Source organism: Prevotella sp. S7 MS 2 (genome assembly GCF_000762865.1).
GTDB lineage: Bacteria > Bacteroidota > Bacteroidia > Bacteroidales > Bacteroidaceae > Prevotella.
Window position 1 is genome coordinate 24,640 of sequence record NZ_JRPT01000021.1, and the last position, 13,071, is coordinate 37,710.

Below are 13,071 nucleotides of genomic sequence, written 5' to 3' on the forward strand. Positions count from 1 at the left end.
AAGGCTTAGCAGTAATCTCATTCCGGTTCTCTTCCAAGGAGAGGGAGAATATATAGAGTTGCCAGATAGCCGAGATGTTCGTTTAAAAGTATTCGTCTTGCGAGGGCAACTCTATGCTATGTCGTCAAAATAGGGCTGTTTAGTCGTTGTCGTCGGCAAACAATGGGTCTTCAGGAACAACCATGATTGGTTTTTGCTGTTCCAATTTCAAGATGTTTTCAGGGACATATTTCTTGTCGACGACAAGGCGAAACATGTACTCATTAAACCACCGGTTGGTCATGATGTAATACCCTTGTCGACCACTATCGGTTCCCCAACTGTTTTCAACCTTCCATTTCAATGGGTTACCCTGTGCGTCGAGGTCTACGGCTGTGAGCGTCATGGCATGGGTACTACCGCTATCGAAGGTGCTTATACGGTCGGCCTTGTTCATTCCAAACGTCGTACCAAGCAAGCTAGCATAGTCAAAATTCTCGGTATCGAGGAATCCGCGCTTACGGTCGAGTTGCTTTCCTACATCGTAAGAAGAGTACATCTTGCGGCCATCTTTGAGCGAGGCGATAGCCATTTTGGCTATATCTTCTACCGGAAGGTTGATATATTTCCAGTTATGTCCGTCGTAAGTGTGGCGGTCTAGTTCCACTTCGTAAGTCTTATAATAGGGACGTCGCGGGTCGTTCATGGCCATGATGAACGTTCCGTTGATGGGGCTGCCTATCGTTTCTTTGTAGAATGAAAGCGGTGTATAGGTCTTGTTTTCGCCTACGGCCTTTCCATCCTTGTCGCGGAATGTGTATGTGAACTCCTTCACGGGTTCGCCCAAGGTGAGTGTCAGGATATGATATACGGTACCAAGCATCTCGGTCTTGCGAGCCTTGATGGCCGATGCCGACTTCTTCTGAGACACCATGGTGCGTAGTTCAAGGCCGAATTCGCGCAGTTTGCTGGACAGTAGCTTGCCCATACTACGTGTATTTTCGCTGGAGAATGTTTCGGGTTGTGCGCTCATCGGTACGAGTCCGTACTTCTCTACTAAGTCGGCCACACCGCAGAATGTACCACCATCGCCGATGGGTTGCTTGAAGAAGAATTGTACGCGTGGGTCGTCGATGGGCTTGTTGGCGCAGTCTATGACCCCTTGCAACATGAGATTGGATTTCTCTAATTGATCCCAGAAGAAGAGATAGTCGTGTGAAAATTCCACGATACGCTTTTGCTCATCGCGCAAAGCGAACATGCTACGCAACGTGTTTAGTCCGGAAAACATCCAACAACGGCCCGAACTCTTTTGATTGTGAATGCTCTGTTTAGGCGTCTCAACGCTAAAATGCGTATCAAACTCGCCTAAATTGGCATGGTTCTTGGCGATGTCTTCGATGTTATTAGAGGCTATCGCATTGAAGATAGCTTTGTTGATTGCAGCCGCCGGCTGCGATTTTTGAATTTGTTGCAGCATCTGTGATGAGATACCTCCATCTTTGGTTTGTGCCCCAACGGCTAGAGATGCTGCTATACACATACTCATGAGTACAGTTCTTTTGTTCATAATAGATAATGATTAATACTACAAAGTTAAATATTAAAAATGAAAATAAGGAGCAAAACAGCTAAAATGGTAGAAATAAGGCGTTGAGCTTACGAAAGTTTTTAGTATCTTTGCATAGTTAATCATACTATAAGTATTGATGGATAAAAGCAAATTCGGCCTGTTAGGCAACATTAAATATCCGCAAGATTTACGCAAGTTGACCGTAGACCAACTATCGGAGGTGTGCAAAGAACTTCGTGAAGACATAATCGAAGAGGTGAGTGTAAACCCCGGCCACTTCGCATCGAGTCTCGGTGTGGTAGAGTTGACGGTGGCTTTACACTATGTTTTTAATACGCCGGAAGACCGTATTGTGTGGGACGTAGGCCATCAAGCCTATGGACATAAGATACTGACGGGACGTAGAGATGTGTTTTGTACCAATCGAAAGTTGCATGGTGTTCGTCCGTTCCCGTCGCCACTGGAGAGCGAGTACGATACTTTCACGTGTGGACACGCCAGTAATAGCATCTCTGCAGCATTAGGTATGGCTGTGGCTGCGAAGAAAATGGGGATAGATAATCGCCATGTGGTGGCCGTGATAGGCGATGGTGCTATGAGTGGTGGACTGGCTTTCGAAGGCTTGAACAACGTCTCATCTACACCTAACGATCTCTTGATCATCCTTAATGATAACGACATGTCGATTGATCGTGCCGTGGGTGGTATGGAGAAGTATCTTTTGAATCTCGATACCAATGCAACTTATAACAAGTTACGCTTTAAGGCTAGCCAGTGGTTGAACCGCAAAGGGTATCTGAACGAGGAACGCCGAAAGGGTATTATTCGTTTGAATAATGCGCTGAAGAGTGCCCTTAGTCATCAGCAGAATATATTTGAAGGACTCAATATTCGTTATTTCGGCCCGTTCGATGGGAATGATATTCAAGAAGTAGTGCGACTATTGAGACAGTTGAAAGACATGCGAGGCCCGAAACTATTGCACTTGCATACGGTCAAAGGCAAAGGATATGAGCCAGCGGAGAAGTCGGCTACGGTGTGGCATGCCCCCGGTAAGTTCGATCCGGAGACGGGCGAACGCCTTATTAGCGACTGTGCCGACGAGCCAATGAAATATCAGGATGTCTTCGGTGAGACGCTGTTGGAGCTTGCTCGCAAGAATAATAAGGTATATGGAGTAACTCCTGCTATGCCTTCGGGATGTTCTATGAATATCCTTTCAAAAGAGATGCCCGACCGAATGTTTGACGTAGGTATAGCCGAAGGGCATGCCGTGACGTTCTCAGGAGGTATGGCGAAAGACGGATTGATACCGTTCTGCAACATTTATAGTTCGTTTGCGCAGCGTGCTTATGATAACATCATCCACGATTTGGCAATCTTGAATCTGCCGGTGGTGCTATGTTTAGACCGCGCCGGACTCGTGGGAGAAGACGGACCGACGCATCATGGTGTGTTTGATATGGCAGCTTTGCGCCCCATACCGAATTTGACCATTGCCTCACCGATGAATGAACATGAATTACGTAAGCTCATGTTTACGGCTCAGTTGCCCGATAAGGGACTGTTTGTGATACGTTATCCTAGAGGGAAAGGTGTGTTGAAAGACTGGAAATGCGAATTGGAGGAGATGCCGGTGGGTAAAGGCCGTAAACTACGCAATGGTCATCAAGTAGCCGTATTGACCATCGGTCCGATGGGAAATGATGCTGTGGAGGCTATCAATCGAGTGATGGCAGCGTATCCTAATGCCAGTATTGCCCACTACGATATGCGTTTCTTGAAACCTCTAGACGAGGATTTATTGCAAGAAGTGGCCGAACTGAAGTGCCCGATTGTGACTGTTGAAGACGGAATACGAACCGGAGGAATGGGCAGTGCAGTGATGGAATGGATGGCAGACCATGGATATACGCCTCGTATTGTGCGTCTAGGAGTTCCCGATAGCTTTGTGGAACACGGAGAAGTGGATGAATTAAAGGCATTATGCGGACTTGATATAGGCAGCATCGTAGCCGAAATTAGTGGTTTGTTGCAGCAAGAAGAAACAATAAACTAAGCGTATGAAGATAATCATTGCCGGTGCTTGTACCATTGGAACTTATTTGGCTAAGTTTCTTTCGCGTAACAATCAAGATATTATCTTGATAGATGAGGATCAGGAAAAGCTGGAGAATATCAGCTCGGATTATGATTTGATGACTTTGAACGAGTCGTGTACAAGCATCAAAGCACTCAAAGAAGCCGGTGTAAGTAGTGCTGACCTCTTTATAGCTGTGACCGATGACGAGAGTCGAAATGTGACGAGTTGTACGTTGGCCAAGGCTTTAGGCACGAAGAAAACAGTAGCAAAAGTTGATAACTACGAATATGTAGACCCTGAATTGCAAGGCTTCTTCAATGGACTTGGTATCAGTTCGATTATCTATCCCGAAATGCTGGCAGCGCAAGATATTAACAATGGGTTGAAAATGTCGTGGGTCAGACAGCGTTGGGATGTACATGGAGGTGCGCTCGTGATGCTCGGTATCAAGCTACGTGAGACATGTGAGGTGCTCAATCAGCCTTTAAAGGATATTTGTGGACCCGATGATCCATATCATGTGGTGGCTATTAAGCGCGATGACGAGACGATTATTCCTAGCGGTAACGACGTGTTGAAGCTCTACGATATGGCATATTTCATGACAACCAAGCAATATATACCCTATGTGCGCAAAGTTGTGGGCAAGGAACATTACGTAGATGTGCGAGATGTAATGATTATGGGAGGCGGTCGTACGGCTGTACGTGCGGTGAAAACCATGCCCGAATACATGAACGCCAAGATTATTGAGATAGACGAAGCACGCTGTGAACAATTGAACAACCTGCTTGATAACGACAGTACACTGGTGATTAATGGCGATGGAAGAGACATTCCGCTGCTACAAGATGAAGGTCTCAGGAGCACACAAGCGTTTGTTGCGTTGACTGGTAATGCTGAAACTAATATATTAGCTTGTCTTACTGCCAAACGAATGGGAGTACGTAAGACGGTGGCCATGGTCGAAAACATCGACTATGTACGTATGGCTGAGAGCTTGGATATAGGTACTATCATCAATAAACAGGCCATTGCGGCCAGCCACATCTACCAAATGATGCTCGATGCCAATGTGCATAATGTGCGGTTTTTGATGACTGCGAATGCCGATGTGGCCGAGTTTATCCCACAAGAGGGGGCGAAGGTGACTCGCAAACCTGTGAAAGACCTTGGCTTACCCAATGGTGTTACCATCGGAGGACTGGTTAGAAAAGGTGTAGGATTCCTTGTTTCGGGTAATACAATGATTGAGGCTGGCGACTCAGTGATGGTGTTCTGCCATAATGTAAACATGAAAAAGATAGAGAATCTATTCAATTAATGATTGATTGGAAGACTATATATAAGGTATTAGGATCGCTACTTTTCATTGAAGTAGCACTTATGCTGTGTTGCATGGGAGTGGCTTTTGGCTATCATGAAGACGACTCCATGGCCTTTTTGGTAAGTATTATTATCACCTCGTTAGCTGGTTTGATACTGAAATTCTTTGGTCGTAAATCAGACAATTCATTGTCTCGGCGAGATGCTTACCTTGTGGTGACACTGTCGTGGGTAGTCTTTAGCTTTTTCGGTACGACTCCGTTTCTGATTAGTGGATACCTTACAAGCTTTACTGATGCTTATTTTGAGTGTATGTCGGGGTTCACAACGACCGGTGCTACCATCATAGACGATGTAGAAGCACTGCCACATGGACTCCTCTTTTGGCGTTCGTTGACTCAGTGGATAGGCGGTTTGGGCATTGTTTTCTTTACAATAGCCCTCTTACCGTCGCTTGTTGGCGGGTCGGTTAAGGTTTTTGCGGCCGAAGCTACGGGGCCTATCAAGTCTAAACTTCATCCTCGTCTCTCCACCAGTGCAAAGTGGATATGGGTTATTTACCTGATTATTACAGCCGGATGTATAGCTTCTTATTATGCTTGTGGTATGGGATGGTTCGACAGTATTAACTATTCGATGACTACGACGGCTACAGGTGGCTTCGCTACACACAATGAGAGTATTGGTTTTTTCCACTCTCCGAGTTTGGAATATAGTTGTACGCTCTTTACATTCTTGTCTGGAGTGAACTTTACATTGCTCTATGCTGCCATCATGAAGTTTAAGGTTAAGCAGTTGTTTAAGAGCAGTGAGTTCCGCTTTTACCTCTTTATTGTATTGGCATTTGCAGGTTTTATCATGTTTGAATTGATGCTACACAATCATTATGATGTAGAACATGCGTTCCGGAGTGGTATCTTTCAAGTGGTGTCTTTCATTACTACGACCGGTCTTTTCAATGATGATGCAAGCAAATGGCCGCATGTTACGTGGGTGATATTGGCTGTTTGCATGTCTTTGGGAGCCTGTTCGGGGTCGACAAGTGGTGGTTTGAAGTGTATCAGAGGAACGATGTTGCTCAAGATAGTGCGCAATGAATTCCGCCAAATATTGCATCCCAATGCCGTGTTACCGATGAAAGTGGACGGTGTGAATGTACCTTTACAACCGCGAGTGACGTTACTTTCGTTTCTCACCGTGTACCTTTTGCTGTGCATCTTCATTTCGTTTTCGATGATAGTGATGGGCATTGACAATACCAATGCTATCACTATAACCCTGAGTAGTATCGGTAATGTGGGACCAACATTGGGTACCGAGATTGGTCCGACGATGTCTTGGAGCATGTTACCCGACTTGGCAAAGTGGGAGTGTTCGCTCATGATGCTTATCGGTCGATTGGAAATATTCACTGTCCTCGTCATTTTTACACCCGAATTTTGGCGTAGGAACTAATGTTTAAAGTAACTATTATATATAAGGAGTAAATATATGAAACCATTAAAGTTTAACGCATTACTGAAAACAACACTATGGGGTGGTGATAAAATCATCCCATTCAAACATCTCAACGAACATCTCGACAACGTAGGTGAGAGTTGGGAGATATCCGGAGTCAAGGATAATGAGACCATTGTAAGCGACGGTGAGTTTGCAGGAAAAAGCTTGAATGCCGTCGTTGAGACGCTGAAAGGCGAGTTGGTGGGCGAGGATAACTATCGCCGTTTTGGCAATGAGTTCCCACTCTTGATTAAATTCATAGATGCACGCGACCAATTGTCTATCCAAGTGCATCCCACTGATGAGATAGCACAGCGCCAAGGACGTGGCAATCGTGGCAAAACCGAGATGTGGTACATTATGGATAGTGCGCCCGATGCAAAGCTTCGCAGTGGTCTTAGCAAGGAGATTACCCCTGAAGAATACAAAGAAATGGTGGCTAACGATACCATCACAGATGCCCTGTGTGAGTATAATGTGAAGGAAGGGGATTGCTTCTTCTTGCCAGCTGGTCGTATCCATAGTATCGGTACAGGTTGTTTCTTAGCCGAAATTCAGCAAACTAGCGATGTAACCTATCGTATCTACGACTTCAAACGTAAGGATAAGAATGGCAATGAGCGCCAGTTACACACCAAGGAAGCGGCTGAAAGCATCGACTATCATGTAGAGCCTGATTATCGTACAGCCTATACTCCGATGAAGAATCAAGGGGTAAGTCTTGTTCATTGTCCCTATTTCAATACGGCAGTGTACGACTTGAACGAGCCCATGACATTGGATTATAGCGAGTTGGACAGCTTTGTTATTCTGATAGGAATCAAAGGTGAGGGTACTATTAAAGATGATGAAGGCAACGAACTCAGCTTTACAGAGGGCGAAAGCATCCTCGTTCCGGCTACAACGAAGACTGTCAAAGTGAGCGGAACTATCAAGTTCTTGGAGACATACGTATAATCTGTATTCTTCCGACATACATTAAAAGGAACAATCCTGCTTCTGTCTATACCGACTAGAGGCAGGATTGTTTATTTAGAGGGCATTGCGGATACCCTCATGATAGCTGAATCAACTTATTTAGTTGTCAAACCGGCAATGAAATTCTTCATCATCGGAGTCTTTTCAACTACACAATGATAGAGTTTCAATTGGTTTCGAGTGCGGTCAAGATTATGTGTCGGATACTTAATCTTGTAATAAGTATCGCCGTTGATGTAGTCGGCTAAGAAGCGAACGCACTGCATATAGGGGAAGAGAGCCACAGCATAAGGCAATAACTCGATTTCCAACGGTGTCAAGAATACGCTGGCCGATTCCAAATAACCACGTGTGAAAGCCTTGAACACTTCCTCGTCGAACGCCACGTTTTCCAAGTTTGGATCGTCCTCGGCGGTCTTGTTGGCACTTGTACGTAGGAAGTCACCGTAGTCGGAGAATACAAAACTAGGCATTACAGTGTCGAGGTCGATGACACAGAGTACGCGTCCTTCTTCGTCGAACATCATGTTGTTGACCTTTGTATCGCAGTGACAAATGCGTTTAGGCAACTTCCCTTCGCGATAAAGACGCTCTGCCTGACACATGGTATCGGCGTTAGCTTCAAGCTCGTCTACTATCTCTTGTACCTCTGCCAGTCTTCCTGCCGGGTTGGCAGCGACTGCTTCGCGCAACTGACGAATACGTAATTCCATGTTATGGAAGTCGGGTATGGTCTCACCGAGTTGTTCGGGGAGGTCGGTCAGCATACTCTCGAACTCTCCGAAAGCCTTACCAGCAAAGTAAGCATAGTCGGGTGTCACGGCTTCGAAAGTCTTTGCGCGAGGTATAAACACCATCACGCGCCAATAACGACCCTCTTCATCCTGTGTATAAGTATTGCCGTTGTCGGCTTTTACGAATGTCAATACCTTACGATCAATATCGTCTGCACCTGTTTTTTCGAGTTTTGCACGGATATGACCGGTCACCGTTTCTATGTTGTGTTGCAACAGTTCCACGTCTTGGAACACGGCATTATTGATATGCTGTAACACATAATCGGGACAATCTGCCTCCTCTGTCGTCACCTTATAGGTGTCGTTGATGAGTCCGTTGCCTAACGGAGCAATCTTTTCGACCGTTCCTTTGAGCTCAAAATGAGAAATAATCTGGTTAAGAGTTTCTTCTTTCATGATATAATATAGTTGTTTGGTTCTGTCTGTAAAGGTAGTAAGAAACTACCAAACGAGCGTCGCCATTCGCTTTCTTTTTAGTTATTTTCAGATTTTATGGACAATGTCTGAAGAGTAATTTTCTTTTTTCGTACTTTTGTAGATACGAAACCAAATACAGATATGAGAAAATACACTTTCGCACTATTAAGTTTTTTCATGGCAGCCACGGTTCTTACGACTTCTTGTAGACAGTTGCATCGAGAGGAAAATATGGGTGATACGGTAGCGGCCAGTCTGTTTGAGCCGGCCGATACGAGCATCGCTCAAGCTAAGACGGCCAAGAAGAAGGTGGTTGTCAGGGATAGTGTAGGCCTCTATTATATCGGTTTCGGTTCTACTCATGAGCTACTCCAGCTCGTCAGTTATCCTTCTCGTCGTGATACATTGGTTTTCAGTAAGGCTCGCCATTTGCGAGTTAACGGTAATGCAGACTACGACCACATTGTTCATCCCACGTTCTTTGTCCTGAAGACCGGCGATAGTATCGTCTCTCGATTGGACGAATGGAAGCCCATCCAACCCTAACCTATATATAATAGGTGTAACTATTGCATGGGATATTGCTGATAAACCTTGAGCCCAAATTCCGGTACGAGGGCATAAATGCGTTCCATAAGGTCGGCTTGGGCATGCTCGAAATCGGTCCAAACCGTCGTAGCGATAAAGAAATAAAACTCTATGGGCAAGCCCGATACTGTTGGTTCCAGTTGCCTAACCATCAATGTCATGTCCGCGTTTACCTCTTTTGATTCGCTTAACATCTTTTCCATGTATGCTCGGAAAAGTGTCAAGTTCACCACATTTTCGTCTTTCAACTGTTCTTCGGTAACTAAATGGTGCTGTCGAAGATGCTCTTTCAGCGTTTCATCTGCTATCTTGATACTGCGAAAATCGAAGAAGAGCTTGCGCTTCACACGTCTCCCGGCTCCTTCTTGCATGGTTTTCCAGTTCTGAAACGACCCATTGACAAGTGTCAATGGCGACACGGTGGTGATGCTATTGTCGAAGTTTCTCACTTTGACAGTGGTCAATGTCATTTCGTCCACCGTTCCGTCGGCACCTGCCGAAGCCACTGTAATCCATTCACCTTTATGCAACATCTCGTTGCTTGTGAGCCGAATACCGGCTACAAGTCCCTCTATCGTATCTTTAAACACCAGCATCAGGATGGCCGAAGTGGCTCCCAAACCGGCAAACAAAGTGCTCGGATTCTTGTCGAGGATAATTGCTGCCACGATAATCACGGCAATGAAGATGACAATAATCTTCAGTACGCCACAGAATGATTGCAAGTATTGGCGGGCACTACTACTATGTGCTGTGTTCAACTGTTGTACACTGGTGAGTAAAGCCGTTACCATGCGCACCGACATAATCGTGATATAGATGTCGGTGAGACGTTCCAAGATGTCTCGTACGATGGGGAATTGGTAGAAAACCATGGGCAACAGCCATCTGATGACCAATGCCGGGATGATACGACAGGCCGAACGAAGTACTCGATCATTGAATATTTGGTCGTCCCATTGTGCTGCTGTATGAGCTGTTATCTTATGAATTAGGGGGATAAGGAGGTGTCGCCCCAAATGACCGCAGCTCCATGCAAGCAAGACAGCTACGATAACGAGGGCTATGTGGCGCACGATGGGTACGGCACTGCCCGTTATTCCAGTTAGTTGGATGAGTGACTCTACGAAGATACGGATTGTTTCCATAAGGTGGCAGGTTTTTTAATTGGGGTTACAAAGTATCGAACAAATGCGGTCTTGGAACGCTCTAGCCTTGCGATGACTTAATATTCCTTGATTCAAGATAGCGAAACAAAGCCGATGCCCATTGTAAGCTGTGCAGTAACCGGCTAAACTACTGACGCCTTTCACGGTGCCGGTCTTGGCTATGACGTTCTCTTTGGTGTACGTACCTTTCATGCGTGAGCGCAGCGTACCGTCGAGCCCGGCTATAGGTAGTGCCTTGTTCAGGTGGATAAAGATATTGTTGTTGTGGAAAGCATAGCGCAACAACATCGTCTCCAGTTCGGCCGATACATAGTTATAGAGTGATAGTCCCGAACCGTCGGCAAAGTAATAGTCGGCTGGGTTGAGCCCAATCTTCGACACCAATCGCCTGATGACGTTGCGCGAACCTTTGGCTGTGGCCGGTTGTTCGCCCATGAATGCCGACAATTGGTAGAACATTGATTCGGCATAGAGGTTGTCACTCTCTTTGAGCATGCGCATCAATATCTGGTCGATAGTGTGGAATCGCGTGCAGATACAGTAGGCTCCTGCTGGTCGTTTGGCTGTTGCCACGAATGCATCTACCACAATACTGTCGGCACGCAGTTCTCTTACAAACCTGTCCATGAACTGGTCTTTGCGCGAAAGGAGCAGGGGAGTGAGGTTGGGATTATCATCATCCCAGCACCAACCCTCTCCGTAGATGTCTCGTGTCTTCATAGACTGGTCGGCATAGAGGTGCCCTCGGATAGTGTCTATACCCATCTTGCGCAGGCTTTCCACAAATGCTTTCAGGTCGTCGGTACCGAATCGCGGGTCCAAACCGCCCACACAGTAAACGTCTCCGGTCAATGTGCGGTTCTCTATGTTGCCTGTATAGCACAGTTCGGTGCGAAAACGGTAGTCTCCACCGAGCTTGTCGATGGCCGTAATGGCCGTGATGACCTTCATTGTGCTGGCTGGCCGCATGGTTTGGCGCTCGTTATAGCGGTAGAGTACGGAGTCGGCTGTAAGGTCATATACCATCAATCCTAGTTGCGAAGTCTTCAGCATGTCGCTTTGTAGCAGTATGTCTAGATGGTGTTGTACGTATTGTGGCCACGGCAATGCTATAGAGTCTTTGTCCAAACTCGCAAAAGCAGTGGAGTCGGTGGCGCTGGATAGTTCGTCGTCTTCGGTGTTGTGGTCATCTGTCTGTGCCTGTAGGGGCAGGCAAGCAGCAAATGTTATGAAAAGCAGAAATAACTTTCCGACAGCTTTTCTATTGAATTTCGTCATGTTGTTTTAGTCTCTTGTTCAGTTCGTTTCGGAAAGTTTCCTCGTTGTCGGGTTGTAAACTGGTCAGGTGACCGTTCCCATATTCTAGCAATAAGTAGTGTGATAAGCCAAAAGCTGAAGTCATTTGTGTGACACGCACGACTTCACTCACCCTTATGGTGATGGTTTTTGAAAAACGCCCATGATTTATTTGCAACACGTCATCGACTCCCTGCATGTCGAAAATGTAGACAGTGTGGAGCAAACGTTCGGTCATCAGCACGATGGCAATGGCTGTAAGAAATCCCGGAATGGGCATTTTGAGCCAGAAAAAATAAAAAGCCAACAATGCAAAGATGATGATGGAACAGACTGAGATAGGCGTGAGACGCTGATGGAACACTCTCCTCATAATCCTCTTTGATAATGATTGTCTGCAAATTTACGAAAAAGACGGAATATATCAAAGACTTACAGACAATTTAGCACAATGCTCCTTGTACGGTATTTAGACGTAAATGCAGAAGTAATCTTGTCTACTTGTCAACTCGTAAACTTGTAAACCAGCTGTCTGCAAGGCCGCAGCAATCTTGCTGTCTCGGCTAGACAGCGATGCTGAAAAGGCTAGCCAGTAATGCTGTCTCGACCTTGCAGCAGCCTCATCCCGATTTCCTTTAAAGGGGGAAGTCGGAATTTTAGAGTGAAGAATGATATTTTTTACACCTTCGATTGGTATGCTTTGAGCAGCCATGCCTGCTGTTCGGCTATGGTCATGTGGCTGTTGTCCAGTTCGATAGCGTCGTCGGCCTTGCGCAGCGGACTTACTTCGCGGTGCGAATCAATGTAGTCGCGCTCCTGAACATTACGGAGTATCTCATCGAAATCGACAGGCATACCTTTTTGTTTCAACTCGTCGAAGCGACGTTGGGCACGTACTTCGGCCGAAGCTGTGACGAAAATCTTGAGTTCTGCATCCGGAAATACGGTGGTACCGATGTCGCGTCCGTCCATTACGATGCCTTTCTCCTGTCCCATTTTCTGCTGTTGAGCCACGAGAGCTTGGCGCACGAAGGGAATAGCTGCGATGGGACTGACGTGGCTACTCACCTCAATGGTGCGGATGTCGCGCTCTACCAGTTCACCGTTGAGATATGTATCGGGTGCACCGGTGGCTTGATTGAATTTAAAAGAGATGTTGATTTGAGGTATCAGTTGCTCCAAACGTGCCGTATCGATGCTTCCGTCGGTTGCAAAAAGGCCATTGCGAAGGGCAAAAAGCGTGACGGCTCGGTACATAGCACCCGTATCTACATAGATATAACCTATCTCTTTGGCCAGATTCTTGGCCATGGTACTTTTGCCGCAAGATGAAAAACCGTCAATGGCGATGGTGATTTTATTCAT

At 46.1% G+C, this 13,071-nt stretch carries 11 protein-coding genes; 5 read left to right on the forward strand and 6 right to left on the reverse strand.

Annotated features, from left to right (window positions below):
• Positions 1-139: 139 nt before the first annotated feature.
• The gene (locus HMPREF0671_RS04940) at positions 140-1,549 is read right to left on the reverse strand and encodes an aminopeptidase C (RefSeq protein WP_036897421.1); all 1,410 of its coding nucleotides are present in this window, start codon (positions 1,547-1,549) and stop codon (positions 140-142) included.
• Positions 1,550-1,688: 139 nt separating this feature from the next.
• On the opposite strand from HMPREF0671_RS04940, the gene dxs reads away from it, so the two are divergent.
• From dxs to HMPREF0671_RS04960, 4 genes are read left to right on the forward strand one after another with little or no spacing between them, the layout of a single operon-like run.
• A complete protein-coding gene (gene dxs, locus HMPREF0671_RS04945; protein ID WP_036897424.1) occupies positions 1,689-3,611 on the forward strand; it encodes a 1-deoxy-D-xylulose-5-phosphate synthase in 1,923 nt (640 codons plus the stop codon).
• 4 nt (positions 3,612-3,615) lie between these two features.
• Positions 3,616-4,959 carry a Trk system potassium transporter TrkA gene (gene trkA, locus HMPREF0671_RS04950; protein ID WP_036897427.1) on the forward strand — a complete coding sequence of 448 codons (1,344 nt, stop codon included), beginning with the start codon at positions 3,616-3,618 and terminating at the stop codon, positions 4,957-4,959.
• Positions 4,959-6,416, forward strand: a complete 1,458-nt coding sequence (locus HMPREF0671_RS04955; RefSeq protein ID WP_036897430.1) for a TrkH family potassium uptake protein — start codon at positions 4,959-4,961, stop codon at positions 6,414-6,416. Before trkA ends, HMPREF0671_RS04955 begins: the two co-directional genes overlap by 1 nt.
• Positions 6,417-6,452: 36 nt before the next feature.
• A complete protein-coding gene (locus HMPREF0671_RS04960) occupies positions 6,453-7,418 on the forward strand; it encodes a type I phosphomannose isomerase catalytic subunit (protein WP_036897434.1) in 966 nt (321 codons plus the stop codon).
• A 116-nt stretch (positions 7,419-7,534) separates the two neighbouring features.
• On the opposite strand, the gene HMPREF0671_RS04965 is transcribed toward HMPREF0671_RS04960, so the two are convergent.
• Positions 7,535-8,632, reverse strand: coding sequence for a phosphotransferase enzyme family protein (locus HMPREF0671_RS04965; RefSeq protein ID WP_036897437.1), 1,098 nt, complete (start codon positions 8,630-8,632; stop codon positions 7,535-7,537).
• Positions 8,633-8,794: 162 nt separating this feature from the next.
• Between HMPREF0671_RS04965 and HMPREF0671_RS04970 the strand changes: the two genes are divergently transcribed.
• Positions 8,795-9,199, forward strand: coding sequence for a hypothetical protein (locus HMPREF0671_RS04970; RefSeq protein WP_036897440.1), 405 nt, complete (start codon positions 8,795-8,797; stop codon positions 9,197-9,199).
• 20 nt (positions 9,200-9,219) lie between these two features.
• Here HMPREF0671_RS04970 and HMPREF0671_RS04975 read toward each other — a convergent pair whose 3' ends face one another.
• The 4 genes from HMPREF0671_RS04975 to cmk form a co-directional block, all read right to left on the reverse strand.
• Entirely contained in the window at positions 9,220-10,389 is a 1,170-nt protein-coding gene (locus HMPREF0671_RS04975) for a mechanosensitive ion channel family protein (RefSeq protein WP_036897443.1), read from the reverse strand.
• A 15-nt stretch (positions 10,390-10,404) separates the two neighbouring features.
• Positions 10,405-11,688, reverse strand: coding sequence for a D-alanyl-D-alanine carboxypeptidase/D-alanyl-D-alanine-endopeptidase (gene dacB / locus HMPREF0671_RS04980; protein WP_036897446.1), 1,284 nt, complete (start codon positions 11,686-11,688; stop codon positions 10,405-10,407).
• Positions 11,672-12,079: a PH domain-containing protein gene (locus HMPREF0671_RS04985; protein ID WP_036897449.1), complete on the reverse strand. Its 408-nt coding sequence runs from the start codon at positions 12,077-12,079 to the stop codon at positions 11,672-11,674. The genes dacB and HMPREF0671_RS04985 overlap by 17 nt, the downstream gene beginning before the upstream one ends.
• Before the next feature lie 305 nt (positions 12,080-12,384).
• Positions 12,385-13,071, reverse strand: coding sequence for a (d)CMP kinase (cmk, locus tag HMPREF0671_RS04990; protein ID WP_036897452.1), 687 nt, complete (start codon positions 13,069-13,071; stop codon positions 12,385-12,387).

What these genes read in the sequence shown, in the direction of transcription:
- HMPREF0671_RS04940 (WP_036897421.1), bottom strand. Translation starts at nt 1,549, where the DNA reads ATGAACAAAAGAACTGTACTCATGAGTATGTGTATAGCAGCATCTCTA.
- dxs (WP_036897424.1), top strand. Translation starts at nt 1,689, where the DNA reads ATGGATAAAAGCAAATTCGGCCTGTTAGGCAACATTAAATATCCGCAA.
- trkA (WP_036897427.1), top strand. Translation starts at nt 3,616, where the DNA reads ATGAAGATAATCATTGCCGGTGCTTGTACCATTGGAACTTATTTGGCT.
- HMPREF0671_RS04955 (WP_036897430.1), top strand. Translation starts at nt 4,959, where the DNA reads ATGATTGATTGGAAGACTATATATAAGGTATTAGGATCGCTACTTTTC.
- HMPREF0671_RS04960 (WP_036897434.1), top strand. Translation starts at nt 6,453, where the DNA reads ATGAAACCATTAAAGTTTAACGCATTACTGAAAACAACACTATGGGGT.
- HMPREF0671_RS04965 (WP_036897437.1), bottom strand. Translation starts at nt 8,632, where the DNA reads ATGAAAGAAGAAACTCTTAACCAGATTATTTCTCATTTTGAGCTCAAA.
- HMPREF0671_RS04970 (WP_036897440.1), top strand. Translation starts at nt 8,795, where the DNA reads ATGAGAAAATACACTTTCGCACTATTAAGTTTTTTCATGGCAGCCACG.
- HMPREF0671_RS04975 (WP_036897443.1), bottom strand. Translation starts at nt 10,389, where the DNA reads ATGGAAACAATCCGTATCTTCGTAGAGTCACTCATCCAACTAACTGGA.
- dacB (WP_036897446.1), bottom strand. Translation starts at nt 11,688, where the DNA reads ATGACGAAATTCAATAGAAAAGCTGTCGGAAAGTTATTTCTGCTTTTC.
- HMPREF0671_RS04985 (WP_036897449.1), bottom strand. Translation starts at nt 12,079, where the DNA reads ATGAGGAGAGTGTTCCATCAGCGTCTCACGCCTATCTCAGTCTGTTCC.
- cmk (WP_036897452.1), bottom strand. Translation starts at nt 13,071, where the DNA reads ATGAATAAAATCACCATCGCCATTGACGGTTTTTCATCTTGCGGCAAA.